Annotated in this window: 20 protein-coding genes, 2 tRNA genes and 1 pseudogene; 13 read left to right on the top strand and 10 right to left on the bottom strand. The window is 67.7% G+C overall.

All coding sequences use genetic code 11. The features are described from left to right. Nucleotides 1-34 precede the first annotated feature (34 nt). The 11 genes from BLQ03_RS09635 (at nt 35) to BLQ03_RS09585 (ending at nt 12987) form a co-directional block, all read left to right on the top strand. Complete coding sequence (locus BLQ03_RS09635; RefSeq protein ID WP_090755291.1) at nt 35-808, top strand: cobalamin-binding protein; 774 nt, start codon at nt 35-37, stop codon at nt 806-808. Next, nucleotides 805-1485, top strand: coding sequence for a Dph6-related ATP pyrophosphatase (locus BLQ03_RS09630; protein WP_175558828.1), 681 nt, complete (start codon nt 805-807; stop codon nt 1483-1485). Before BLQ03_RS09635 ends, BLQ03_RS09630 begins: the two co-directional genes overlap by 4 nt. Nucleotides 1486-1576: 91 nt before the next feature. Further along, nucleotides 1577-5299, top strand: a complete 3723-nt coding sequence (metH, locus tag BLQ03_RS09625) for a methionine synthase (protein ID WP_090755287.1) — start codon at nt 1577-1579, stop codon at nt 5297-5299. A gap of 49 nt (nt 5300-5348) precedes the next feature. Then, a tRNA-Leu gene (locus BLQ03_RS09620) sits at nt 5349-5435 on the top strand. Nucleotides 5436-5638: 203 nt separating this feature from the next. Then, nucleotides 5639-6739 carry an ABC transporter ATP-binding protein gene (locus tag BLQ03_RS09615; protein WP_090755285.1) on the top strand — a complete coding sequence of 367 codons (1101 nt, stop codon included), beginning with the start codon at nt 5639-5641 and terminating at the stop codon, nt 6737-6739. A 28-nt stretch (nt 6740-6767) separates the two neighbouring features. Next, on the top strand, nt 6768-7850 hold the full coding sequence (locus tag BLQ03_RS09610; protein ID WP_090755283.1) for an ABC transporter substrate-binding protein: 1083 nt from the start codon (nt 6768-6770) through the stop codon (nt 7848-7850). 62 nt (nt 7851-7912) lie between these two features. Next, a complete protein-coding gene (locus BLQ03_RS09605; RefSeq protein ID WP_090755281.1) occupies nt 7913-8992 on the top strand; it encodes an ABC transporter substrate-binding protein in 1080 nt (359 codons plus the stop codon). Nucleotides 8993-9046: 54 nt separating this feature from the next. Next, nucleotides 9047-10123 carry a polyamine ABC transporter substrate-binding protein gene (locus BLQ03_RS09600; RefSeq protein ID WP_090755279.1) on the top strand — a complete coding sequence of 359 codons (1077 nt, stop codon included), beginning with the start codon at nt 9047-9049 and terminating at the stop codon, nt 10121-10123. A gap of 38 nt (nt 10124-10161) precedes the next feature. Continuing rightward, nucleotides 10162-11457: an ABC transporter permease gene (locus BLQ03_RS09595; RefSeq protein ID WP_090755277.1), complete on the top strand. Its 1296-nt coding sequence runs from the start codon at nt 10162-10164 to the stop codon at nt 11455-11457. A 4-nt stretch (nt 11458-11461) separates the two neighbouring features. Continuing rightward, a complete protein-coding gene (locus BLQ03_RS09590) occupies nt 11462-12433 on the top strand; it encodes an ABC transporter permease (RefSeq protein ID WP_090755275.1) in 972 nt (323 codons plus the stop codon). Continuing rightward, on the top strand, nt 12430-12987 hold the full coding sequence (locus BLQ03_RS09585; protein ID WP_090755273.1) for a hemerythrin domain-containing protein: 558 nt from the start codon (nt 12430-12432) through the stop codon (nt 12985-12987). The genes BLQ03_RS09590 and BLQ03_RS09585 overlap by 4 nt, the downstream gene beginning before the upstream one ends. Here BLQ03_RS09585 and BLQ03_RS09580 read toward each other — a convergent pair. The 8 genes and pseudogenes from BLQ03_RS09580 to BLQ03_RS09545 all read right to left on the bottom strand — a co-directional run bounded on the left by BLQ03_RS09580 (nt 12984) and on the right by BLQ03_RS09545 (nt 20838). Further along, on the bottom strand, nt 12984-13928 hold the full coding sequence (locus tag BLQ03_RS09580; protein WP_090755271.1) for an AEC family transporter: 945 nt from the start codon (nt 13926-13928) through the stop codon (nt 12984-12986). The genes BLQ03_RS09585 and BLQ03_RS09580 overlap by 4 nt on opposite strands. Beyond that, a complete protein-coding gene (locus BLQ03_RS09575; protein WP_090755269.1) occupies nt 13925-14725 on the bottom strand; it encodes an MBL fold metallo-hydrolase in 801 nt (266 codons plus the stop codon). Before BLQ03_RS09575 ends, BLQ03_RS09580 begins: the two co-directional genes overlap by 4 nt. Continuing rightward, on the bottom strand, nt 14722-15525 hold the full coding sequence (locus BLQ03_RS09570; RefSeq protein ID WP_090755673.1) for a TatD family hydrolase: 804 nt from the start codon (nt 15523-15525) through the stop codon (nt 14722-14724). The genes BLQ03_RS09575 and BLQ03_RS09570 overlap by 4 nt, the downstream gene beginning before the upstream one ends. A gap of 4 nt (nt 15526-15529) precedes the next feature. After that, nucleotides 15530-16636, bottom strand: coding sequence for a DNA polymerase III subunit delta' (locus BLQ03_RS09565; protein WP_090755267.1), 1107 nt, complete (start codon nt 16634-16636; stop codon nt 15530-15532). A gap of 296 nt (nt 16637-16932) precedes the next feature. Continuing rightward, a pseudogene (gene tmk, locus BLQ03_RS09560) lies at nt 16933-17370 on the bottom strand (dTMP kinase); the annotation flags it as partial. Nucleotides 17371-17384: 14 nt separating this feature from the next. After that, on the bottom strand, nt 17385-18551 hold the full coding sequence (locus tag BLQ03_RS09555; RefSeq protein ID WP_090755265.1) for a D-alanyl-D-alanine carboxypeptidase family protein: 1167 nt from the start codon (nt 18549-18551) through the stop codon (nt 17385-17387). Between the two features lie 108 nt (nt 18552-18659). Further along, nucleotides 18660-19232, bottom strand: a complete 573-nt coding sequence (locus BLQ03_RS09550; protein ID WP_090755263.1) for a thymidine kinase — start codon at nt 19230-19232, stop codon at nt 18660-18662. 196 nt (nt 19233-19428) lie between these two features. Next, nucleotides 19429-20838: a DEAD/DEAH box helicase gene (locus BLQ03_RS09545; protein ID WP_090755261.1), complete on the bottom strand. Its 1410-nt coding sequence runs from the start codon at nt 20836-20838 to the stop codon at nt 19429-19431. A gap of 327 nt (nt 20839-21165) precedes the next feature. Between BLQ03_RS09545 and BLQ03_RS09540 the strand changes: the two genes are divergently transcribed. Further along, nucleotides 21166-22395 (top strand): Hsp70 family protein, encoded by a 1230-nt coding sequence (locus BLQ03_RS09540; protein WP_090755259.1) that lies wholly within the window; start codon nt 21166-21168, stop codon nt 22393-22395. A gap of 121 nt (nt 22396-22516) precedes the next feature. Here the strand turns inward: BLQ03_RS09540 and BLQ03_RS09535 are convergent, their stop codons facing one another. Next, a complete protein-coding gene (locus BLQ03_RS09535; RefSeq protein ID WP_090755257.1) occupies nt 22517-23404 on the bottom strand; it encodes a cation diffusion facilitator family transporter in 888 nt (295 codons plus the stop codon). Nucleotides 23405-24133: 729 nt separating this feature from the next. On the opposite strand from BLQ03_RS09535, the gene BLQ03_RS09530 reads away from it, so the two are divergent. Further along, nucleotides 24134-24221: transfer RNA gene (locus tag BLQ03_RS09530), tRNA-Ser, on the top strand. Nucleotides 24222-25244: 1023 nt separating this feature from the next. Here BLQ03_RS09530 and BLQ03_RS09525 read toward each other — a convergent pair. After that, nucleotides 25245-25582, bottom strand: a 338-nt coding sequence (locus BLQ03_RS09525) for a transposase (RefSeq protein ID WP_425415727.1), incomplete at its 5' end; no start/stop codon positions are given.

The following is a 25582-nucleotide window of genomic DNA, read 5'->3' as shown; positions in this document are numbered from 1 at the left end:
CGCAACCTCACTCTCCTCCTGAAAGGCATTGACCATGCGCCGCTTTCCCCCTGAACGCATCGTCTGCCTGACCGAGGAAACGGTCGAAACGCTCTATCTTCTGGGCGAAGACCAGCGGATCGTTGGCGTCTCGGGCTATGCCGTGCGCCCGCCGCAGGTGCGGCGCGAGAAGCCCCGGGTTGCGGCCTTCACCTCGGCTGACATTCCGAAGATCCTCGCGCTGGAACCGGATCTGGTGCTGACCTTCTCGGACCTTCAGGCGCCTATCGTGGCCGAACTGATCCGTCTGGGCGTGACCGTCATGGCCTATAACCAGCGCGACATCGCGGGCATTCTGGCGATGATCCGCCATCTGGGCGCCACCGTGGGCGCGGCCGAGCGCGCCGAGGCGCTGGCGGCGGGCTACGAGGCGCGGCTGGCCGGCATTGCCGCGCGCGCGACCGGGCCGCGCCCCAAGGTCTATTTCGAGGAATGGGACGAGCCGATGATCTCGGGCCTTCAGTGGGTGTCCGAGCTGATCGAGGTCGCGGGCGGACGCGAGGCCTTTCCCGAACTCGCCGGTATGAAGTCGGCGCGAGACCGGATACTCACCTCGGATCAGGTGATCGCGGCGGCGCCGGACGTGATTCTTGCGTCCTGGTGCGGCAAGAAGGTGCGCCCCGAGAAGATCGCGGCGCGGCCCGGCTGGGACGCCCTTCCGGCCGTGCGGAATGGCCGGATCGTCGAGATCAAGTCCTCGCTGATCCTGCAGCCCGGCCCCGCCGCACTGACCGAGGGGCTGGACGCCATCTGCGCGGCGCTGGCATGACCCGGCCGGCGGTGATGTCCTGGAGTTCGGGCAAGGACTGCACCCTTGCGCTGCATCGCGCGCGGCAGGAGGGCGCGCTGGATGTCGTGGCGCTGCTGTCGACCTTCAACGAGACGGCAAGCCGCGTCGCCATCCACGGCACGCGCCGCGCGGTCGCGCGGGCGCAGGCAAGGGCGCTTGGCCTGCCGCTGATCGAGGTCGATCTGCCCGCCCCCTGCTCGAACGCGGACTACGAGGCGCGGATTGGCGCGGCGTCGCTGCGGCTGAAGGAGCAGGGTGTCCGCGACTGGATCTTCGGCGACCTGTTCCTTGAGGACATCCGCCAGTATCGCGAGGGAAATCTGGCGGCACAGGGCCTGTCCGGGCATTTCCCCCTTTGGGGCGCGGACACCCGGCTGCTGGCGCAGGAGATGCTGGACCTCGGCCTCGACGCGCGGATAGCGACGCTGGACCCCCGGCTTGTGCCGCGAGAGCTGTGCGGAAGCCGTTACGACTGGGCCTTCCTCGACCAGCTGCCGCCCGGCGTTGATCCTTGCGGAGAGCGTGGCGAGTTCCACACGGTGGTGGCGAATGGCCCCGGCTTCGCCGCGCCGCTGAACCTGCGCCAAGGGGAGACAGTGGAGCGTAGCGGCTTCGTCTATACGGACTTCGACCTGCTGCCTTCCGTGCGACAATGATGAGCAGGATTCATGTCCTGCCTGCATGACATGAATTTTCCTTTCCTTGTTCCTTGGGGTATAGCAGCCGGATAATTGCCCGAGGTCTGCCATGCTCAAGCTTTCCCCTGTCTTCGACGCCATCCGCGCCGCTGCCCGGCAGCGCATCCTGGTCCTCGACGGGGCGATGGGAACGCAGATCCAGCAGCTTGGGCTGTCCGAGGATGACTTCACCGGCCATGGCTCGGGCTGCGGCTGCCATATCCACTCGGACCATCCGCAGAAGGGCAACAACGACCTTCTGAATCTCACCCAGCCCGAGGCGATCGAGGAAATCCACCTGCGCTATGCGCTGGCGGGCGCCGATATTGTCGAGACGAACACCTTTTCCTCGACCACCATCGCGCAGGCCGATTACGGGATGGAGGGCCGCGTCTTTGACCTGAACCGCGACGGCGCCAGGCTGGTGCGGCGGGCGCTGGATCGGGCGACGGCACAGGACGGGCGCCCCCGGTGGGTCGCGGGGGCGCTGGGGCCGACGAACCGGACGGCCTCGCTCAGCCCCGACGTCAACAACCCGGGCTTCCGCGCGGTCAGCTTCGACCAGTTGCGCGTGGCTTATGCCGAACAGATCCGGGGGCTGATCGCGGGCGGCGCCGACCTGATCCTGATCGAGACGATCTTCGACACGCTGAACGCCAAGGCCGCGATCTTCGCCGCCGAGGAGGTTTTCGAGGAAACCGGCCTGATCCTGCCCGTGATGATCTCTGGCACCATCACGGACCTGTCGGGTCGCACGCTGTCGGGGCAGACGCCGACCGCCTTCTGGCACTCGATCCGCCATGCCCGGCCGCTGACCGTGGGGCTGAACTGTGCGCTGGGCGCGGATGCGATGCGCCCGCACCTGGCGGAACTGTCCGAGGTCGCGGACACGCTGATCTGCGCCTATCCCAACGCGGGCCTGCCCAACGAGATGGGCGCCTATGACGAGACGCCCGCCCTGATGGCCGCCCAGATCGGCGGCTTTGCGGACGAGGGGCTGGTCAATATCGTCGGCGGCTGCTGCGGGTCCACGCCCGAGCATATCGCCGCGATCGCCGAGGCGGTCGCGTGCAAGGCCCCGCGCGCTATCCCCAAGATCACGCCGCAGCTGCGGCTGTCGGGGCTGGAGCCCTTCGTGAAGACGGACGAGATCCCCTTCGTGAACGTCGGCGAGCGGACGAACGTCACCGGCTCGGCCCGTTTCCGCAAGCTGATCACGGCGGGCGACTATCCGGCTGCACTCGAGGTCGCGCGCGACCAGGTCGAGAACGGCGCCCAGATCATCGACGTGAACATGGACGAGGGGCTGATCGATTCCGCCGCCGCCATGACCGCCTTCCTGAACCTCATCGCGGCCGAGCCCGACATCGCCCGCGTGCCGCTGATGATCGACTCGTCCAAGTGGGAAGTGATCGAGGCCGGGCTGAAATGCACCCAAGGCAAGGCGATCGTGAACTCGATCAGCCTCAAGGAAGGCGAGGAAGCCTTCCTGCACCACGCCCGCCTTTGCCGCCGCTATGGCGCGGCGGTGGTCGTCATGGCCTTCGACGAGACGGGGCAGGCCGACACCGAGAACCGCAAGGTCGAGATCTGCAGCCGCGCCTATGACCTGCTAGTGAACGAGGTCGGCTTCCCGCCCGAGGACATCATCTTCGACCCCAACATCTTCGCCGTGGCAACGGGGATCGAAGAGCATGACAACTACGGCGTCGATTTCATCAACGCCACGCGCCGCATCCGGCAGCAACTGCCGCATGTCCATGTCTCGGGCGGGGTATCGAACCTGTCGTTCAGCTTCCGCGGCAACGAGCCGGTGCGCGAGGCGATGCACGCCGTCTTCCTGTATCACGCGATCCAGGCCGGCATGGACATGGGGATCGTAAACGCGGGCCAGCTTGCCGTCTATGACCAGATCGATCCGGAACTGCGCGAGGCCTGCGAGGACGTGGTCCTGAACCGCCGCCCGAATGCGACCGAGCGCCTGCTGGACCTGGCCCAGCGCTACAAGGGCGAGGGCGGGGCCAAGGCGCGCGAGAAGGACCTGTCCTGGCGCGAATGGCCGGTGGACAAGCGGCTGGAGCATGCGCTGGTCAATGGCATCACCGAGTTCATCGAACAGGACACCGAAGAGGCGCGGCTCGCCGCTGCCCGTCCGCTGCATGTCATCGAGGGTCCGCTGATGGCTGGGATGAACGTCGTCGGCGACCTGTTCGGCGCGGGCAAGATGTTCCTGCCGCAGGTGGTGAAATCCGCCCGGGTGATGAAGCAGGCCGTGGCGCACCTGCTGCCCTGGATGGAGGCCGAGAAGTCCGAAGGCGCGTCAAGTTCTGCCGGCAAGGTGTTGATGGCGACCGTGAAGGGCGACGTCCATGACATCGGCAAGAACATCGTCGGCGTGGTTCTCGCCTGCAACAACTACGAGATCATCGACCTCGGCGTGATGGTCCCGGCGCAGAAGATCCTCGAAACCGCCAAGGCCGAGAAGGTGGACATCATCGGGCTGTCCGGCCTCATCACGCCCAGCTTGGACGAGATGGTCCACGTGGCGTCCGAGATGGAGCGCGAAGGCTTCGACATCCCCCTGATGATCGGCGGCGCGACGACCAGCCGAGTGCATACGGCGGTCAAGATCAACCCGCGATATCACAAGGGCCAGACGGTCTATGTCACCGACGCGAGCCGCGCGGTCGGCGTGGTGTCGAACCTGCTGTCCGACGACAAGGTCACCTATATCGACGAGGTCCGCCGCGAGTATCAGGAGGTCGCCGCCCGCTACAATCGCGGCGATTCCGACCGCGCCCGGCTGTCGATCGAGGATGCGCGCGCCAATGCGGTCAAGCTGGATTGGTCGGCCTATCAGGCGCCACGCCCGCAGTTCACCGGCACGAAGGTTCTGGCCGACTGGGATTTGGCCGAGATCGCGCGCTACATCGACTGGACGCCCTTCTTCCAGACATGGGAGATGAAGGGCGTTTACCCGAAGCTGCTGGACGACCCCGCGCAGGGAGAGGCGGCTCGGGCCCTGTTCGCCGACGCTCAGGCGATGCTGAAGCAGATCATCGAGGAAGGCTGGCTGTCGCCTAGGGCGGTCGTCGGCTTCTGGCCGGCGAACCGCAGCGGCGACGACATCCGCCTGTTCACGGACGAGGGCCGGGCGGCACAGCTTGCGACCTTCCACACGCTGCGCCAGCAGGTGACAAAGCGGGACGGGCGCCCGAACGTGGCGCTGGCCGATTTCGTGGCGCCCGAGGGCCAGCCCGACTGGATCGGCGGCTTCGTGGTGACGGCGGGGGACGAGTCCGCTCGCGTGCAGACCTTCAAGGACGCGCATGACGATTTCTCGGCCATCCTGCTGCAGGCGCTGGCCGACCGCTTTGCCGAGGCCTTGGCCGAGATGGTCCACGAACGGGTGCGCCGCGACTTCTGGGGCTATGCGCCGGACGAGGGTTTCTCGCCCGAGGAACTGATCGCGGAACCCTATCGCGGCATCCGCCCCGCGCCCGGCTATCCCGCACAGCCCGACCATACCGAGAAGCGCACGCTGTTCGACCTGCTGGACGCCACTGCCACCACGGGGGTCGAACTGACCGAGTCGATGGCAATGTGGCCGGGATCGTCAGTCTCGGGTCTCTACCTTGCGCATCCCGAGGCCTATTACTTCGGCGTGGCCAAGGTCGAGGCCGATCAGGTCGCGGATTACGCGGCCCGCAAGGGCATGACCGTGGCCGAGGCCGAGCGCTGGCTCGCCCCCGTGCTGAATTATGTGCCGGGCAGGGTGATCGCCGCCGAATGACCCCTTTTCAAACGTCGCGGGCACGGCTATGTCACGCGCACCACGGAATGCGGTCGTGGCGGAATTGGTAGACGCGCAGCGTTGAGGTCGCTGTTCCTTAACCGGAGTGAAAGTTCGAGTCTTTTCGACCGCACCAATGACAAGGGCGCCCCTCGGGGCGCCTTTTTCTTTTATGGACGCAGGCCCTGCGCGCCATTCCGGCAGCCTGCCGACCCATCCGCCCGATTCTTGCCCAGCCTCGCCGGCCGCCGGGAACCTGCCGCAATATGACGTTGCAGGTTTGCGTTTCCGCTGGATAGAGTGACGCAACAAAGAACAGGAAGACAGGGAGCAGATGCCTTGACCCCGACCGGCAACGACGGATTCGTCGTCTTCGACCACGTGCAGAAAAGCTATGATGGTCAGACTCTTGTCGTGAAGGATCTGAACCTCTCGATTGGCAAGGGCGAGTTCCTGACGATGCTGGGGCCCTCGGGTTCGGGCAAGACCACCTGCCTGATGATGCTGGCGGGTTTCGAGACCGCCACCCATGGCGAGATCCGGCTGGCCGGGCGCAACATCAACGACGTGCCGCCGCACAAGCGCGGCATCGGCATGGTGTTCCAGAACTATGCGCTGTTCCCGCACATGACCGTGGGCGAGAACCTGGCCTTCCCGCTTGAAGTGCGCGGCATGAGCAAGGCCGAGCGCGAATCCCGCATCATGCGGGCACTGGACATGGTGCAGATGGGCCGCTTCCGCAACCGGCGGCCCGCACAGCTTTCGGGCGGCCAGCAGCAGCGGATCGCGCTGGCCCGCGCGCTGGTCTTCAACCCGCAGCTGGTGCTGATGGACGAGCCGCTGGGCGCGCTGGACAAGCAGCTGCGCGAGCACATGCAGTACGAGATCAAGTCGTTGCACGACAACCTTGGAATCACGGTCGTTTACGTGACCCATGACCAGGGCGAGGCGCTCACCATGTCGGACCGCATCGCCGTCTTCAACGACGGGCGCATCCAGCAGCTCGCGCCGCCCGCGGTCCTGTATGAAAAGCCGGAAAACAGCTTCGTCGCAGGCTTCATCGGCGAAAACAACAAGCTGCCCGGCAGGATCGAGAAGCTGGACGGCACCCGCGCCGAGGTCCGGCTGGCGAATGGCGAACTGATCGACGCCACCGCCGTCAACATCCGCGAGGTGGGGCAGCAGACGCTTGTCTCAATCCGCCCCGAACGGGTCGAGTTCAAGCCCGACCTGATGCCGACCGGCACCCACACCATCGACGCCGAGGTGCGCGATGTCATCTACATGGGCGACATCCTGCGGGCGCGGATGAAGGTCGCGGGCAGCGACGACTTCGTCATGAAGTTCCGCAACACGCTGGGTCAGACCCGGCTGGAACCCGGACAGCACATCAGGATCGGCTGGAACCCGCAGGATGCGCGGGCGCTCGATCCGGTCTGAACAACCAACAACAAAGGGAGGCCAAATAATGAAAAAACCACTTATCGCCACGACTGCATTCGCCGCTCTGGCGACGGCGGCCTCGGCGCAAAGCGGGGGCGTTCTGAACGTGCTGGACTGGGGCGGGGCCTACGGCCAGTCCCATGCCATCGCCTATAACGCGCCCTTCGAGGCCGAGACGGGCATCCGCATCACCGTGGCCGACGCCGACAACCCGGCGACGCCGATCAAGGCAATGGTCGAGGCGGGCAACGTCACCGCCGACGTGGCCTCGGTCGAATACGCGGACGCGGTGCGGCTCTGCGACGAGGGCGCGCTTGAGCAGATCGACCCTTCCGTCCTGAGCGCGGCGGCCGATGGCACTGCGGCGGCGGATGACTTCATCGAGGGCGCGATCACCGACTGCTTCGTGGCGACCGACGTTTATTCGATGGTCCTGGCCTATGACGACAGCAAGTTCCCCGAGGCAAAGCCCGCAAGCCCCGCCGACTTCTTCGACACCGCCAAGTTCCCCGGCAAGCGCACCATGCGCAAGGGCGCCAAGTTCAACCTGGAACTGGCGCTGATGGCCGATGGCGTGGCCCCGGCCGAGGTCTATGACGTGCTGTCGACGCCCGAGGGTGTGGACCGCGCCTTTGCCAAGCTCGACACGATCAAGAACGACGTGATCTGGTGGGAAGCGGGTGCCCAGCCGCCTCAGCTTCTGGCGGATGGCGAGGTCACGATGGCCTATGCCTTCAACGGCCGGATCTTCAACGCCGCCATCGGCGAGAACAAGCCGTTCAACATCATCTGGAACGGCCAGATCTACGAGATGGAAGGCTGGGTCATCCCCAAGGGCGCGCCCAACATGGAAAACGCGCTGAAATACATCGAGTTCTCGACCCGCCCCGAGCAGCTTGCCAAGGCCGCCGAGCACATCAGCTACGGCCCGCCGCGCAAATCCTCGGCCGCGCTGGTCGGCAATGTCGCGGGCAAGGACGTGCCGATGAGCCCGCACCTGCCGACCTCGCCGGGCAACATCGAGCAGGGCATCGCCTCGAACCTCGACTTCTGGGTCGATCATGACGGCGAGCTGAGCGAGCGTTTCAACGCCTGGCTGGCGGGCTGACGTTTCGGCGGCGCCGTCCTTGCGCGGCGCCGCCATTCTCAAAGGTTGCGAAAGAGCGAACCATGACAAGACGACTGATCGCGGGCACGGCGCTGGCGCTGATCGCCGCGGGCGCGGCGCAGGCGCAGGACTCGATCAACATCACCACCTATGGCGGCGCCTTTGCCGCGGCGGTGAACGAGGCCTATGCCCGGCCGTTCACGGAAGCCACTGGCATCCAGGCCAACATGGTGGACAACTCGGACCCCCCGGCCAAGCTGAAGGCCGAGGTCGAGGCCGGCAACGTCACCAGCGACGTTTACGACGTCGAGCAGTCCGACGTGATCCGCCTGTGCGACGAGGGCTTGATCGAGCCGATCGACCCCGCGGCGCTGCCCGCCGCTGCGGACGGGACCCCGGCTGCCGACGACTACCTAGACCAGGCGCTGCATGACTGCGCGACCGCGATCATGGTGTGGTCGACGGTGATCGCCTATGACACCTCGGCCTTCCCGAACGGCGCGCCTGCGACGGTGGCCGACTTCTTCGACACCGCCAAGTTCCCCGGCAAGCGCGGCATCATCAAGCGCCCGAAATACGCGCTGGAATTCGCGCTGCTGGGCGACGGCGTGGCCCCTGACGAGGTTTATGACGTCCTGTCGACCGACGAGGGGGTGGAGCGCGCGTTCGCCAAGCTGGACACGATCAAGGACCAGGTGGTCTGGTGGGAGGCGGGTGCGCAGGCGCCGCAGCTTCTGGCCGACAAGGAAGTGTCGATGACACTGGCCTATAACGGCCGGATCTTCGACGCCATCGTGGACGAGGGCAAGCCCTTCGGCTTCGTCTGGGACGGCGCGAACCTCGACATGGACTACTGGGTCATTCCCAAGGGTGCGCCCGATGTCGAGAAGTCGATGCAGTTCATCGCCTTCGCCTCGGACCCGGCGCGGCAGGCGGATCTGTCGAAATACATCGCCTATGGCCCGCCGCGGAAATCGGCGGCGGCGAGTGTCGGGACCTACAAGGACGGCACCACCCAGATGGCACCCTACCTGCCGACCACGCCCGAGAATGCGGAAAAGGCGCTGGTCAACGACGCCGCCTTCTGGGCCGACCACGGGACCGAGCTGACCGAGCGCTTCAACGCCTGGCTGGCAAGCTGACCCCTTGCGCCGGGGCGCCATACCGCGCCCCGGCCACCTCGATGCGATGGACCGATGCGCAGAACGCTGACCCTTGCCACCACGCTGCTTGCCACGCCTGCGCTTGCGCAGCAGGGCCCGCTGACGATCCTGTCATGGGGCGGGGACTTCGCGGCCATGCAGGAGCAGGCGATGGCGCGGCCGTTCTCGGAACAGGCCGGGATTCCCGTGCGCTTCGTCGATACGGACGACCCGGCGGGCATGGTCAAGACGCAGGTCGAGGCGGGCAACGTCACCGCCGACCTGGCCAGCGTCGGGCAGGGCGCGGGGATGCGCCTGTGCGAGGAAGGCGATGCCCTGCCGATCGACCCGGCAAGCCTCGTGCCGCCGCCCGGAGGCGGGGCGGTCGCGCAGGATTTCCTGCCGCACACGCTGACCGACTGCTTCGTCGCGACCGACATCTACTCGACCGTGATCGCCTATGACACCGAGAAGGTGGCTCAGGCGCCGACCTCGGCCGCAGATTTCTTCGATCTCGAACGCTTCCCCGGCCGCCGCGGCCTCGGCCGCACGCCCCAGTTCACGATGGAACTGGCGCTGGTCGGAGATGGCGTGCCTCTGGACCAGGTCTATGACGTCCTCGCGACACCCGAGGGCGTGGAACGCGCACTGGCGAAGCTCGACAGCATCAGCGAACAGATCGTCTGGTGGGAGGCCGGTGCCCAGCCGATCCAGCTGCTGGCCGATGGCGAGGTCGCGATGACCCATGCCTACAACGGCCGCGTCTTCAAGGCCGCTCAGGTGGACGGTCTGCCGCTGGCGATCCTGTGGGACGCGCAGATGATGGAGGTCGAGGGCTGGGTGATCCCGAAGGGCGCGCCGAACCACGATGCGGCGCGGGACTTCGTCGCCTTCTCGACCTCGCCCGAGGTGCTGGCCGATGCCGCCGAGATCCTGCCCTATGGCCCTCCGCGCCGCTCGGCGCAGGAGATGGTCGGCAATTTCGCGGGCGACGGCACGACCCCGATGGGCCCGCACCTGCCGACCGCGGCCCGGAACATGACCAATGCCCTGTTCGTGGACCCGGCCTTCTGGGCCGACCACGAGACCGAGCTGCGCGCCCGCTTCACCGCGTGGCTGGGCGGCGAGTGACAGACGGCCCCCAAGGCCGCAACGACCAAAGGACCGACATGGCCAGTGCTCTCGATCCCCATGCCGCCGTGGTTGCCGGAGCCTCCGGCGCGAGCCCGCGGCTGACCACCGCCGACGGGCAGCCGCTTGCCCGCGCGCTGGCCCGCGCTTCGGCGCGGGCGCGCAGGCGGGCCTTCCTGCTGGTGGCCCCGCTTCTGCTGTTCGTGGTCGTCACCTTCGTGATCCCGATCGGGCAGATGCTGCACCGCTCGATCTACAACGACGGTTTCGCGGCCAACATGCCGCAGATCTCGGCCTGGTTCGCCGAGAACCCGTCCGGCACCCAGCCGGACGAGGCCGCCTTTGCCGCGCTGGCCGCAGACCTGAAGACCGCGGCCGACATCCGCACCATCGGCATCGTTGGCACCCGGATGAACTATGACGTGCCGGGCACGCGGTCGCTGTTCACCTCGACCGGCCGCAAGGCGCGCGCAGGGTTCGAGCCGCCCTTCCGCGAGGCGCTGATCGAGGCCGACGAGGACTGGGGTGACCCGACGCTGTGGCGCGCGATGCGTTCGGCCTCGACCGCCTACACGGCGAACTTCTACCTGGCCGCCGTGGACCGCACGCGGGACGACCAGAACAGCATCGTGCAGGTGCCCGAGCGGCAGCAGGTCTATGTGATGCTGTTCCAGCGCACCTTCTGGCTGTCGCTGGTGATCACCGGGCTGACCTTCCTGCTGGGCTTCCCCATCGCGCATCTGCTGGCGACCCTGCCGATGCGCAAGTCGAACCTGCTGATGATCCTGGTGCTGCTGCCCTTCTGGACCTCGCTTCTGGTGCGCACGACCGCCTGGATGGTCCTGTTGCAGCAGCAGGGGGTGGTGAACGACATCCTGGTCTGGCTTGGCGTGGTCGGGCAGGACGGGCGGCTGAAGCTGATCTACAACCAGGTCGGCACGATCATCGCCATGACGCATATCCTGCTGCCCTTCATGATCCTGCCGCTTTATTCGGTGATGCGGACGATCAATCCCAGCTATGTGCGCGCGGCCCGCAGCCTCGGCGCGTCCAGCTGGACCGCCTTCCGCCGCGTCTACTTCCCGCAGACGCTGCCGGGGCTTGGGGCAGGGGCGCTGCTCGTCTTCATCCTGGCGGTCGGTTACTACATCACGCCGGCGCTGGTCGGCGGCTCGTCGGGGCAGCTGATTTCCAACATGATCGCCATGCACATGACCGAGACGCTGAACTGGTCCATGGCCGCCGCCCTGGCCGCGATCCTGCTGGCGAGCGTCCTTGTCCTTTACTGGATCTACGACCGGCTGGTCGGGATCGACAATCTCAAGCTGGGGTGACCGAATGGCGCTGCCGACCTACGCCTCGCCGCTGGAGCGGATCTGGCACTGGGCCTATATCGCGATCTGCGTGGCGATCTTCTTCTTCCTGATCGCGCCGATCGTGGTGGTGATCCCGCTCAGCTTCAACGCCGAGCCCTATTTCACCTTTACCGAGAAGATGCGCTCCTTCGACCCCGAGGGCTATTCGCTGCGCTGGTACGACACGCTGCTGACCTTCGGCATGGCGAACCCCGACGCGCCCCGCACCGGCAGCTGGTGGGCGGATGCCTGGAACAATGCGCGCTGGATCGGCGCGGCCAAGAACTCGATCATCATCGGCATCTTCTCGACGATCCTGGCGACGGTGCTGGGCACGCTGGCGGCGCTGGGGCTGTCACGACCGGAAATGCCGTTCCGCCGGATCATCATGGCGATCCTGATCTCGCCCATGATCGTGCCGATCATCATCACGGCGACGGGGATGTTCTTCTTCTATTCCTCGGCCTGCGTGGACACGACCTCGACCTTCGGACGGCTGCTGGCGCCGGTTCTGTCGAACTCGGGCTGCCTGGCGAACACCTACCTGGGCGTGATCCTGGCCCATGCGACGCTGGGGATCCCCTTCGTCATCATCACGGTGACGGCGACGCTGATCGGCTTCGACCAGTCGCTGAACCGGGCGGCGGCCTCGCTGGGGGCGAACCCGCGCACGACCTTCTTCAAGGTCACAATGCCGCTGATCCTGCCGGGTGTGATTTCGGGCGCGCTGTTCGCCTTTGTCACCTCCTTCGACGAGGTGGTGGCGGCCCTGTTCATCGCAGGCCCCGATCAGCAGACCATCCCGCGCCAGATGTGGAACGGCATCCGCGAGCAGATCAGCCCCGCCATCCTCGCCGTCGCCACGCTGCTGGTGATCTTCTCGATCGCGCTGCTGGCCACCGTGGAACTGCTGCGTCGCCGGGGCGAACGGCTGCGCGGCCTGACCCCGGCATGACCCCCGAGGAGATCGAGGACGAGGCAGCGCGCCCCCGGGCGCCCGCCTTCACCCTGTCGCCGTTCCAGGAGCTGAACGGGCGCGGACTGGCGGCCATCCACCGCTGGTACCTGCGCGACCTGTCCGCCGTGGGCGCCCTGATGGGCGACATCCGCGCGGGGTTGAGACAGCCGGGCGAGCTTGCGCCCGCCGTGCGCGGGATGCCGATGGCGCAGAACCTGCGGCTGTTCGGCACGGCCTGCGGGGCCTCCTGCCAGGCGATCACGACGCACCATCAGATCGAGGATTTCCACCTTTATCCGCAGCTCGAGGTGCAGGGGAACGAGGGCCTGAACGCCGTCCTGGCCCGGCTGCGTCAGGAGCATCGTGGTCTCGAGCACCTGATCGAGGTGCTGGCCCAGGCGGCGGACGAGCTTGCGCTGGACCCGGCGCCCGCGCGGTTCGAGGCCTGCGCGCAGGGCTTCGCGGCGCTGGACCGCGCCGTGCGCTCGCATTTCCACTATGAGGAAGCCGAGATCGGCCCGGCCTTGGGTTATTACGAGGTGCAGGTCTAGGGCAGGATCGCCAGCCAGCCCCAGATCGTCAGGATCGACAGGGCCGTCGCGATCAGCACTGCCGAGGCCGCACTGCGGATGGCCGACTGGTAGAGGTTGGCGAAGAGATAGGCGTTCACCCCCGGCGCCATCGCCGACGTCACCACCGCCGAGCGCAGAGCGCCCGTATCCAGGCCGAAGGCCGTCCCCAGCCCCCAGGTCAGGCTGGGATGCAGGATCAGCGAGCAGCCGCAGATCAGCGCGATCGACGCCGCATCTCCCTGCGGGCGATAGCGCAGCAGCACGCCGCCCAAGCCGAACAGCGCCGCCGGCAGGGCCGAGCGCGCGATCATCTCGACCGCAGCCCAGAAGCCTTCCGGCATGACCAGCCCGGCCGTCTTCAGCAGGTTCATCGCCAGCCCGCAGAGGATGCCGATCACGAGCGGCGTCCGCAGCACCCCGTTCAGCGCCCGCAGCGCCACTCGACCCGGCGAGACGCCGGTGCCATGGGCGCGCGTGAACTCCATCACCGTGAGGCCCAAGGTGTAAAGCAGGGGCGAATGCAGCGCGATGATGGTGAAATTGCCGGCGAGCGACTGCGGTCCATAGGCCCGCTCCATGATCGGGATGCCCAGCAGCAGCGAGTTCGAGAAGAGGCAGGCGAAGCCGATGGCCACGGCGTCCTCGGGCGTCCGGCCGATCACCCGGCGCGCGATGATCCAGCCGACCAGGAACGAGGTCAGCGCCCCCGCGTAGAAGGACAACAGCAGCCAAAGGTCGAACTCGGCCGACAGATCCAGCGCCGCCATGGAACTGAACAGCAGCACCGGCACCGCGAAGTTCTGGGCATAGCGTTGCAGACCGTCCACCGCGGCAGGGCCGAACCATCCCCGCCAAGCCACCAGATAGCCGAAGCCGATCACGAGGAAGACCGGCAGGATGACGTCGAAAAGGGCGCTCACAGCTCGATCGTCATCCCGTCATAAGCGGGGATGACGTGGTCCGGCGTCTCGGCCATGACGGCGTCATAATCGAGGTCGATGTGCATGTTGGTCAGGACGCCGCGCCGGGCGCGCGAACGCTCGATCCATTCCAGCGCCAGCGCGAGGTGCGCGTGGCTTGGATGGGGTGTGCGTCGCAGCGCGTCGCAGATGAAGATCTCGGGCTCCATGATCGCGGGCCAGGCGTCCTCGGGGATCGCCAGCACATCGGGCAGGTAGACCATCGCAGGGCCATCCGCTTCCTCGGCGATGCGGAAGCCCAGGGCAGGGATGCCGTGGTCGACCGTGAAGGGAGTCATGTGGATCGGGCCGCCCTTGCCGGGGACGGTAAAGGGGCCGCCGATCAGGTGCAGTTCCAGGATCGGAGGATAGGGCGAGCCGTCCGGCGTCTCGAAGGCATAGCCGAAGCGTTTGTGCAGCGCCGCCGCCGTGGGCCGGTCGGCCCAGCCCGGCAGGATCGATCGGCGGTTGTGGACGATCTGGCGCAGGTCGTCGAGGCCATGGATGTGATCGGCGTGCGGATGCGTCCAGACCACCCCGTCCAGCAGACCCACGCCCGCGTCCAGCAGCTGCGGCACGAGGTCCGGCCCCGTGTCGATCAGCACCCGCGTCGTGCCCTGCGCGCTCGTCCGTTCCAGCAGCAGCGAGCAGCGGCGGCGGCGGTTCCTGGGGTTTTCCGGGTTGCACTCGCCCCAGTGGCCGCCAAGGCGCGGGACGCCGCCCGACGACCCGCAACCCAGGATCGTGGCCCGCATCATGCGGCGGCCTTCGGAAACAGCCGGTCGAAGTTCGCGCTGGTCAGCGCCGCGAACTCGGCCAGGGTCTTGCCGTAAAGCTCGGCCCCGACCTTTGCCGTATGGGCGACGTAGGCGGGCTCGTTGCGCTTGCCGCGATGGGGCGGGGGCGCGAGGAAGGGCGCGTCGGTTTCCACAAGCACCCGGTCGCACGGCGCTGCGGCGAAGATCTCGCGGATCTCGGTCGATCGGGGGAAGGCGGCGATCCCCGACATGGAGAGGTAGAAGCCGAGGTCTAGCGCCGTGCGCGCCAGCTGCAGCCCTGAGGTGTAGCAGTGCATCACGCAGGAAAACGGCCCCGCCGCGTGTTCGCGCGTCAGGATCGCCGCCATGTCCTCGTCGGCATCGCGCGAATGGATGATCAGCGGCAGGCCGGTGCGGCGCGCCGCCTCGATGTGGATGGCAAGGCTTTCGGCCTGAAGGGCGGCACTGTCGGCGGTGTAGTGATAGTCGAGGCCCGTCTCGCCGATGCCCACGAACTTCGGATGCGCGGACAGGGCGACCAGTTCCTCGACCGTCGCCAAGGGCTCCTCGGCGGCCTGCATCGGGTGGGTTCCGGCGGCGTAGAAGACGCCCTCATGCGCGTCGGCAATGGCGCGGACCTGGGGCTCCAGCCGCAGCCGGGTGCAGATCGTGACCATGCGGGTCACGCCCGCCGCCCGGGCGCGGGCGACCAGCTCGGCCTGCTGGCCGTCGAAGTCGGGAAAGTCCAGGTGGCAGTGGCTGTCCACCAGCTGTGGCGGGGTCTCGGGGGCTTGGGTCATCATGTCATCCTCGGCCCGCCGCGTCGGTCCCGCCGGGGCCATGCGCCAGGGTCAGGAGCATATCCATCACCAGCGCCGCAGGGTCAAGGTTGACCGCCCGGCCCGCACGGGCCCGCGCGGACAGGTCCGCCTGCGCCGCGGCCCAGTGGCGCGCAGCACGGTCGTCGGGCGACAGGCGGGCCAGCAGCGCGCCTTCGCCCTCGGCGGCCTCGGGCAGGGGCGGCCCCATCAGCCCGGCGCGGGCGGCCCGCGACAGGAAGCAGTCGAGCAGCGTCATGGTCAGGTCGAAGGGATCGCCCTCGGCGCCCGGACGGCCTGCCGCCTCCTGCGCGAAACCGGCAGCGGCCTGGCGGTCCATCGCGGGCAAGGTGGCGAACAGCCGGACGAGATCGGCGTAGTGGTCGAGCCCGTCCTGTCCCGCCAGCCGCAGCGCCTCGCCAACCGAGCCGCCCGCCAGCGCCGCCAGCCGCGCCGGGTCGCCCGGCACGTCCAAGGGGGCAAGGGCGGCGGCCATATCCTCGGGCGACAAGGGCATCAGCCGCAGTTCGCGGCAGCGCGAGCGGATCGTCGGCAGCAGCCGGGCGGGCTGATGCGCGACCAGCAGAAGGACCGCGCCCTCGGGCGGCTCCTCCAGCATCTTCAGCACGGCATTGGCCGCGGCGATGTTCATGTCGTCGGCGGCGTCAATGATGGCGACACGGCGCCCACCTTCGGCCGCGCTCATGTGGAAGAAGGAGAGCAGCTTGCGGATGTCCTCGACCACGATCTCCGACCGCAGGCGGCCCTTGTCGTCGAGGGAGCGGCGGACCAGGTGGAGGCGCGGCTCGGACAGGGCGCGCAGGCGGCGGGCGACCGGATGATCCTCGGGGACCGACAGGTCGGGGGTGCTGGCCTCGGCCAGCAGCCAGCGTGCGATGGCCCAGGCGAGCGTCGCCTTGCCGGTGCCCCGCGGGCCGGTGATGAGCCAGCCGTGATGCAAGCGGCCCGCAGCGGCGGCCCGGGTGAAGGCGGCCACGGCGGCATCCTGCCCGACCAGCCGACGCGTTTCGCGCGGATGCGGGGCGCCGGGAACGCGGTCGGATTCGATCGGGCTTTCGGGATCGTCGCTCAAAGTGCGGCCCTGACGCGGGCGGCGACGGCCTCGGCCGGGCCGCTGCCGTCGATCAGCCGGACGCGGTCCAGGTGGGCGAGGGCCAGGGCGCGGAAGCCGTCGCGCAGGCGCTGCTGGAAGCCGAGACCCATGGCTTCGAAGCGGTCCTCGGCGGAAATGTCCTTATCGGTGCCAGTCGAAGGGCCACGCCGCCCATCTTTCTGGGCAGGGGTGACGGCTTCCCTGTGGCTCTGTGCAGCATTCCCGTTTTCCGGCGGAATGGTGTGCGAGGTCGTTGGGGCGCCAATGGCAGGGGACGCGCGCCCGGTCGCCCGTGCCAGCGCCTGAGCCGGGTCGAGGTCGATGACGAAGGTCCGGTCGGGCTCGGTGCCGATCATCAGCCGGTGCAGGTCCTCGACAGCCTCGGCCAGCTCGGCCCGGGCGACGCCCTGATACACCCGGGTCGAATCCGCGAAGCGGTCGGTCACGACCCAGGCGCCGCGATCCAGAGCGGGTCGGATCGTGCGTTCCAGGTGGTCGCGGCGCGCGGCGGTGAACAGCAGAAGCTCGGTTTCCGGGGACCAGCGATCGGCGCGGCCCTCGACCAGAAGGCGGCGGATCTGTTCCGCGCCCGGCGAGCCGCCCGGTTCGCGCGTCAGCACGACCTCACGGCCTTCCGCCCGCAGGCTTTCGGCCAACAGGCGCGCCTGGGTGGACTTGCCCGACCCGTCGATCCCCTCGAAGCTGATGAACACTCGCGTGGCCGTCTTCAGCCGCCAACGGCCGCGACGGCGCGCTGGCCGAGGCGCATCGCGGCATTCTGCAGCCGGCCGACAAAGCCGGCGCGCGTCACCCCGTTCGCGGTCACCAGCGGCAGGCGCGATTCAACCGAGCCGGGGACCGAGACGACGAGATCGCCCACGCGGTGGCCGGCGTCGAAGGGGGCCTCGAGGGGGCCGTTGAACACGGCCTCGGCGGTCACGCCCGAGGCCGCACCGGCGGGGATCAGGACGTTCACGCCCTCGGGCGTGGTCAGGGCGACGCGACGGGACTGGCCCAGCCAGACGGGGGCCCAGGCGACGGTTTCCCCTTTGGGGATCACGGTCTTCATGGTGAACTGGCGGAAGGCCCAGTTGACGATGCGCTCGGATTCCTCGGACCGCGCGCGCTCAGACGGCAGGCCGTTGACGACAAAGATCACCCGCCGCCCGTCCTGCACCGCCGATCCGACAAGGCCGTAGCCCGCTTCCTGCGTGTGCCCGGTCTTGAGCCCGTCCGCCCCGACGCCCAGACCCAGGATCGGGTTGCGGTTGCGCGTGTTGGCGGGCGCCCGGCCGTCGAAATCGAAGGTGTCGAGGGCGAAGTACTTGTAATGTTCAGGAAAATCCTCAACCAGGTGCTGCGCGAGCTTGCCGAGGTCGCTGGCCGACATGACGTGTCCCGGCGCGGGCCAGCCCGACGAGTTGACCAACTGGGTGTCCTCCAGCCCGAGCTCATGTGCCCGGGCGGTCATCTTGCGGGCAAAGGCCTCCTCGGTCCCGGCCAGCCCCTCGGCCACGACCACGCAGGCGTCGTTGCCCGACAGCACGATGATGCCCTTGATCAGCTCTTCGACCGTAGGGCGGTCGAGTTCGTCCAGGAACATCGTCGAGCCGCCCATCTGCTTGGCCTTGCTCGAAACGGGGAACGTCGTTTCAAGCGTCACCTGGCCCTGATCGAGCGCCTCGAACAGCATGTAGAGGGTCATCAGCTTGGACATGGAGGCGGGCGGCATCGGCTCATGCGCGTTCTTTTCCATGAGCACGCTGCCGGTCGCAACGTCATAAACCCAGGCGGCCCGGGCAGTCGTGTCAAAGGACTGGGCGAAGGCCGCAAGGGGGCTGAAAAGGGCGGCCACGACGGCGCCGGCAAGCACACGGGACAGAAGCGCGCGCATGAATGTTCCTTTCCGTGGTTTGGCACCAGCGTTACCCGACCCGGCCCCGACCCGCAACGTGACCCGGCCCCGGCAGCCTCGCATCAGCGGGTAAAGATTCGCTGAACGTCAGCCTTTCATCGCCGCGCGCCAGTGGCGGCGGCAGAGGGAGACATAGCTTTCGTTGCCGCCAAGCTGGATCTGGGCGCCCTCGTGAACGGGCGTGCCGTCGGGGCCGAGCCGGACGACCATGGTCGCCTTGCGCCCGCAATGGCAGATGGTGCGGACCTCGCGCAGGTCGTCGGCCAGCGCCAGCAGCGTGGCCGAGCCGGGGAACAGCTCTCCCCTGAAATCGGTACGCAGGCCATAGGCCATGACCGGCAGGTCCAGGTCGTCGGCCACGCGCGCGAGTTGCCAGACCTGGGCAGGGGTCAGGAATTGCGCCTCGTCCACGAAGACACAGGCGGTGCCCGCGCCTTCGCGCTGGATCAGTTCGAACAGGTCGGTGTCGGGGGCGAAGGCCAGCGCATCCTCGGCGATACCGATGCGGCTGCCGATCCGGCCCGGACCGGCGCGGGTGTCCAGTGCTGCGATCAGCAGCAGCGTGGTCATCCCGCGTTCGCGGTAGTTGTAGGAAGCCTGCAGGAGCAGCGTGCTCTTGCCCGCGTTCATGGTGGAATAATGGAAATAGAGCTTGGCCATGCGGGGGCGAGTGCCAAGCGGGGCTTGGGGATGCAAGGGGGCGCAGGGTTGTGACGTCGGACCGGGGGCTTCGCGCCCCCGGAACCCCCGCGGGATATTTGCACGAAGAAGAAATACGAGTGCCGCAGGAAACGTTCGATTCCCTGCGGCACGCTTTTCAAGGAAAGGCACCCGGGCATGCCGGGTGCCTGAACGGTCAGCCCTGCCGCTGCTGGGCGCGGGGCGCGCGCGAGGGGCGGCGCGGCGGGCGCTTGGTGGCGCTGGCCGGGCGGCCCTGCGGGCGGGCGGCGGGCACGGGACCCGCGGGCGGCTCGCCGCCGATCACGGGGATCGCGGCTTTCATGGCCTTCTCGATGGCCCGCAGCTCGCCCGCCTCGGCGGGGGCGCAGAAGGCCACGGCGCGGCCGTCACGACCCGCGCGGGCGGTGCGGCCGATGCGGTGGACGTAGTTTTCCGGCACGTTCGGCAGGTCGTAGTTGTAGACATGCGCGACCTCGGGGATGTCGAGCCCTCGCGCGGCCACGTCCGTCGCCACCAGCACCTGCGTCTCGCCCGCTCGGAACGAGGCAAGGGCACGCTCACGCTGGCCCTGGGACTTGTTGCCGTGGATGGCAGCGACCTTGTGGCCCCATTTCTGCAGCAGCGTGGCCAGCTTTTCCGAGCCATGCTTGGTGCGGCCGAAAACGATGGCCAGCTCGCCCGGGTGCCTGGACAGGTACTCGGCCAGCAGCGTGGCCTTGTCGCCCTGGTTCACGAAATGCACGCCCTGCTCGATCTTGTCGGCGGCCTTGCCGGGCGGGTTCACCGCGACGCGGACCGGATCGGTCAGGTAGCTTTCGGCCAGCTCCTCCATCAGCTTCGGCATGGTGGCCGAGAAGAGCATCGTCTGGCGGTCGCGCGGCAGCAGCCGGGCAATGCGGCGCAGCGCGTGGATGAAGCCGATGTCCAGCATCTGGTCGGCCTCGTCCAGCACCAGATAGCGGGTCTGGTCGAAGCGGACGGCCTTGCGCTCGATCAGGTCGATCAGGCGGCCGGGCGTCGCGATCAGCACGTCCACGCCGCGCGACAGGCGGTCCACCTGCACGTTGATCGAGGCGCCACCGACCACGCGGAAGCTGCGGATGCCGGTGCCGCGGGCGAAACCCTCGACGTTCTGGGCGATCTGGGTCGCGAGTTCGCGCGTGGGGGCCAGGATCAGCGCCTTGCAGCTGAACGGCTCGGCGCGCTCGCCCTTGACGACGAGGCGGGTCAGCATGGGCAGGCTGAAGGCCGCCGTCTTGCCGGTGCCGGTCTGCGCGAGGCCCAGCAGATCACGGCCTGCGACCAGCGCGGGGATCGCCTCGGCCTGGATCGGGGTGGGTTCGTTCAGCCCAAGCTCGGTCAGGTTGATCGCCACGCGCGGGTCGATGCCCATGCGGGTGAAGGGGGTGTCGATCTCGGGGATCGCGCGGCGGATGAAGGGTTCGGCTTCGGCGCGGGCCTTCTTGGCGCGGCCGGGACCGCGGCGAGCATCGAAGCCGGCCGAACGGGGCTTCTGGAACTCGCCGTCGCGGCGCGGCTGGCTGGTGCGGGCGCGCGGAGCGCGCGTCGTGGTGTCTTCGGTCATCTCATGTCCTTGGTCGCCGTCCCCCGTATCGGGACGCGCGAAAGGCCCCGGCAGGATGCCGGCGGCAGGCGAGGGGCGCGGGTCAGATACGAAACCCGCCGGCAACCCTGCGTGACATGGGGAACCAGTCTGAGGCGTCGGCCCTAGCAAGGACAAAGGTCCTGCGGCTGCTCACGCGGCAGCGGGTGACGACAGGGGCAACATGGGCGTTTCTGCAGCGAAGTCAAGGGAGGCCCTGCAGCCCTTTCCCGCGTGCGGCCCCTGCGGGCTTGCCCGTCCTGCAAGAACCCGCTAGGCCCGGCGGCTTTCCGCAGCAGGACGCCCGCCATGCCCTCCGACATCCTCGCCATCGACTTCGGCACCTCGAACTCTGCCGCGGCGGTGCTGGACGCGGGCCGTCCGCGCCGCATCCCGATCGAGGCCGGGGCGGACACCCTGCCAACTGCCGTCTTCTTTCCCCCGCGGGGTGGCGCCATGCGGATCGGCGAGGCCGCGGGCGAGGCGCTGATCGGCGGTGAGGAAGGCCGCTACATGCGGGCGCTGAAAAGCGCGCTCGGCACGTCGCTGCTGCATGAAACCCAGCTTGTCGGCGGCCAGCGCCGGACGCTGGCGCAGATCATCGCGGCCTTCCTGTCTGTGCTGCGCAAGCGGGCCGAAGCCGCGACCGGTCGCCGCCACACCCGCGCCCTTTCCGGTCGGCCGGTCCATTTCCATCCTGACCCCGTGCGAGATGCCCGGGCCGAGGCTGACCTGCGCGACTGCTACCTGGCCGCCGGCTTCGAGGAGGTGCACTTCCTGCCCGAACCCGAGGCTGCCGTGCTGGCCTGCCATCACCTCGGCGCGGCGGGCATGACCGGGCTGGTCGTGGACATCGGCGGGGGCACCTCGGACTTCTCGGTGTTCCGCGCCGAGGAGGGCAGGGTGCGCATCCTCGCCAACCACGGCATCCGGCTGGGCGGGACGGACTTCGACCATGTGCTGTCCATGGCCCATGCCATGCCCCTGCTAGGCCACGGGGGCGAGTTGCGCCGCGAAACCGGGCCGGGGCGGCTGCCCGTGCCCAATGCGATCTATGTCGATCTGGCGACCTGGGCCCGGATCCCGTTCCTTTACACGGCCGCGACGCGCCGCCAGGCGACGCAGCTTGTACGTCTGGCCGTCGAGCCCGAGCGGCTGGCACGGCTGGTCGAAGTGCTGGAACACGAACTGGGCCATGAACTGGCCTTCGCGGTCGAGCACGGCAAGATCGCCGCCAACAGCGGCGGCGATGCCCGGATCGGCATGGGCTTCATCGAGCCGGGGCTGTCCGCGCCCCTGTCCGCCGCCTCGCTGCAGGCGGCGCTGCAGGGCTGCCGGGACGACCTGTCCTTTGCGATCACCGAGACGCTGGCCCTCGCTCAGGTGCCTGCCGGGCAGATCGGCAGCGTGATCCTGGTCGGCGGCTCCAGTCTGATGCGGATGGTGGCCGAGGTCGCGCAGGCGCAATGCCCGGCTGCGGCCCTCCACCGCTCGGAAGCCTTCACCGCGGTCGTGGATGGCCTTGCGCTGGCCACTTAAGGGCTGGAGCGTCCCTAGCCTTGCACCGCTGGGGCGGGACCTAAGGATTCGCTTGCCGACGCGGGCCACTTGCTGGCACCCGAAGTCCTGAGAACAAGAGGCACCGTCACGGCCGCCGCCCTTACAGAACGATGATCCCCGAGTGCTTGGCCTTTTCCTCGGGCTCGACATGGATGGTGATATGGGCGGGCTCCACCTCCTTGCGAATGCAGCGCTCCAGCCGGTCGCAGATGTCATGCGCGGTCGAGACGGTCATGTCGCCCGGAACCACCAGATGGAACTCGACAAAGGTCATCGGGCCGGCGTGGCGGGTGCGCAGGTCATGAGCCTCGATCGCGCCCTCGGCGTTGGCCGAGATCAGGGTCCGGATGCGGCCCAGCAGGGCGTCGGGCACGGCGGAATCCATGAGCCCGCCGACCGAGTCCCGCATCAGCTGCCAGCCCGACCACAGGACGTTGAGCGCGACGAGCGCGGCAAGCGCGGGGTCGAGGCTGTTCCAGCCTGTCGCGGTTGCCAGAAGAACGCCCAGCAGAACGCTGACCGACGAGACGACATCCGTCAGTAGGTGACGGCCGTCCGCCACAAGGGCAGGGGACCGCAACCGGCGGCCCCGGTGGATCAGCACCCAGCACCAAGCACCGTTCACGATGCTGGCCAAGCCGTTCACCAGCAGCCCTTCGGGCGAGGCGTCCAGGGGCCTGGGGTCGCGGACGCCGTGCCAGGCCTCGTTCAGGATCAGAAGCGCGGCCACGACGATCAGCACCCCCACGATCACGGCCGAGAAATACTCGACCTTGCCGTGCCCGTAGGGGTGCGAGGCGTCTGCGGGCTTGGCGCTGGTGCGGACCGCCAGCAGCGCGACCACCGCCGTGACGACGTTCACAATGCTTTCCAGCGCGTCCGAATAAAGCGCGATCGAGCCGGTCAGCCGCCAGGCCAGGAACTTGAGGCCGAGGACCAACAGGCCCACGGCAATGCTGCCTGCGGCGATCTTCTGGACGCGATCCATCGGTCTCCTGCCCGGTTCCTGTGATTGCCCGGCACTGCCTTGGTCCTTGTGCGAACCAAACTCAACCCCGGAGCGTTGATCTTACCCTCGGTCGTGCGGACCATGGCCGATCCGCCTCGGGGTTGGCGAAGTCGCCGCTATGATCGCAGGGTGCGGCGCTTGGCGGACTGCACGGCAGCGATGGCGCGGCCGGCTTGGTATGCGCCGATCGCCAGCGAGGCCAGCGTTTGCGGCTTCCAGTTCCAGAGAGGGAACAACGCCACGCCAAGATCGCACCCCGCGCAGGTGTGGGATCAATCAGCGGCTTCGCCTCGTCCTGGTAATCCTGTTCATGGTGATAGAGGGCGAGGTTTGCACGGCTCACCGGGTTCTTTGGCGGCAGCGCAATGACGCGCCGCAACGCCCTTTTGGTCGCGCGGTTCGCGCCCCCTGTCGTCTGTTTCCGCTCCATGTAGTTCCAGAGGAACAAGAGGCGCGGTCCCGTGACGGTTGTCTCAGAGCGTGCCGCGCTGCAACTCGAAGACGCTGTCAGCGACAGCGCCGTTCTGCCTGACGACCGGCGTAGTGTTCCGGGGCTTGATGGTCTGGTCTGGTCTGCAATGCTCGTGCCCTCATCGGAGGCGATCCCGCATAACCCGTCTATCAACCCGCATGGGAGTGATATGCGTCTCTGCGCCTCGCCAAGCGCCAGCTTGATCCCGGAGGCTCTGGACGTTATGGCCCCCTGCGGGAGGCGTGGCAGAGTGGTTTAATGCACCGGTCTTGAAAACCGACGTGGGGCAGCCCACCGTGGGTTCGAATCCCACCGCCTCCGCCACTTGCCTTCGCGAAAGCGTTCTCTCAGTCTCCCCTCGGTTAGATTTTCTTGTTATTCTCTGGCGATGTGACGGGGAAGCTGTTCACCAGCCCAGCCCCGGCAGAGGCGAGATCTGTTCTCTCTTGGCACATATTCTCTAGACCTGTTGCCTGTGCAGCTTCGGTGAACAGCTTAGCAAGTGGTTGAAACTGTTTGGAAGACTCAGGAAGAATCCTGCTTCGTTCGACATCAGCGGCAGCTAGGAAGACGGAACAGAAGTCGAACTTTCGTCGAGGATCCAAGGTAGATGACGCGGCGAGCCCCTCACTCGGCCCAGTCTTGTTTGACCAACTGAACAGCCATGCTCAACCTGTCAGTTCGTCTGTAGGCCCCCTACATGCCACGCAGGACGGACAGCAAAGGGCGGAAAGCTGACCTTCGCTGCGTTCGACGAGAGTATCGGCAGCGCGCAAAAAAACGGACATGCCGTCCGGGCAGGGTGCTTCCTACCCGACCGGCCGCAGGAGCGGTTAAAAGGGGGATTCCGAGGAGCCGGAGCACCATGCCCTCGGTCTGTCGCGAGGGGGCATCGGCACCAAGATCCACCTGGTGACCGGCGGGTTCGGCCTGCCGCTCGCCTACACACTCACGCCGGGGCAGCGGCACGAGATGTCCGCCTTAAGCGAACCCTGAAAGCCGTCCGCCTCCCGGACCTGCGAGGGCGCCCCCGCACCCGTCCCAAGTATCTCGCGGGCGACAAGGCCTACAGCTACCGGCCCGTCTTCGCCTACCTGCGCCGACGCCGGATCCGGCCGGTTATCTCAGCCCGCCAGCGTGGCAGCATGGGCAAGGGCTGCCCGCGACGGTTCGATCCTGATCTCTACCGCAGGCGCAATGCGATCGAGCGCCGCGTCGGATAGCTCAAAGGCTGCCGCTCAATCGCGACCCGGCATGAGAAGCTCGCCGTCAACTTCGGCGCCATGCTGAAGCTCGCCTTCCTGCGCCAATACCTGCGGACCCTCAGGCCGTCAGGCAGGACCTAGGTCATGTTGACAAATGGCGCAGCCAGAGGCGGATCGACGTGATGTCGATGAAGCCCAGGAAGCTTTCGGCGGTCTTGTCATGAGCCGGGTGGCGATGCGGCGGGCGTTTTTTCAGCTTGTTGAAGCAGCGCTCAACGAGGTTGCGCAGCCGGTAGAGGGTGCGATCCACGGCTACCCTCAGCTTGCGGGTTTTCCGCATGGGGATCACCGGCAGCACATCGCGCGCCTCCATGGTCCTGCGAACATCATCAGAATCGTAGCCGCGATCGGCCAGCAAGGATGGAAGGCTCCGGCAGGTTGTCGGCCATGACCAGATCGAAGCCGAGATAGTCCGATGTC

The organism is Paracoccus chinensis (assembly GCF_900102885.1).
GTDB lineage: Bacteria > Pseudomonadota > Alphaproteobacteria > Rhodobacterales > Rhodobacteraceae > Paracoccus > Paracoccus chinensis.
Note: the sequence above shows the minus strand (reverse complement) of the source record. Positions and strands in the feature narration are given on the sequence as shown.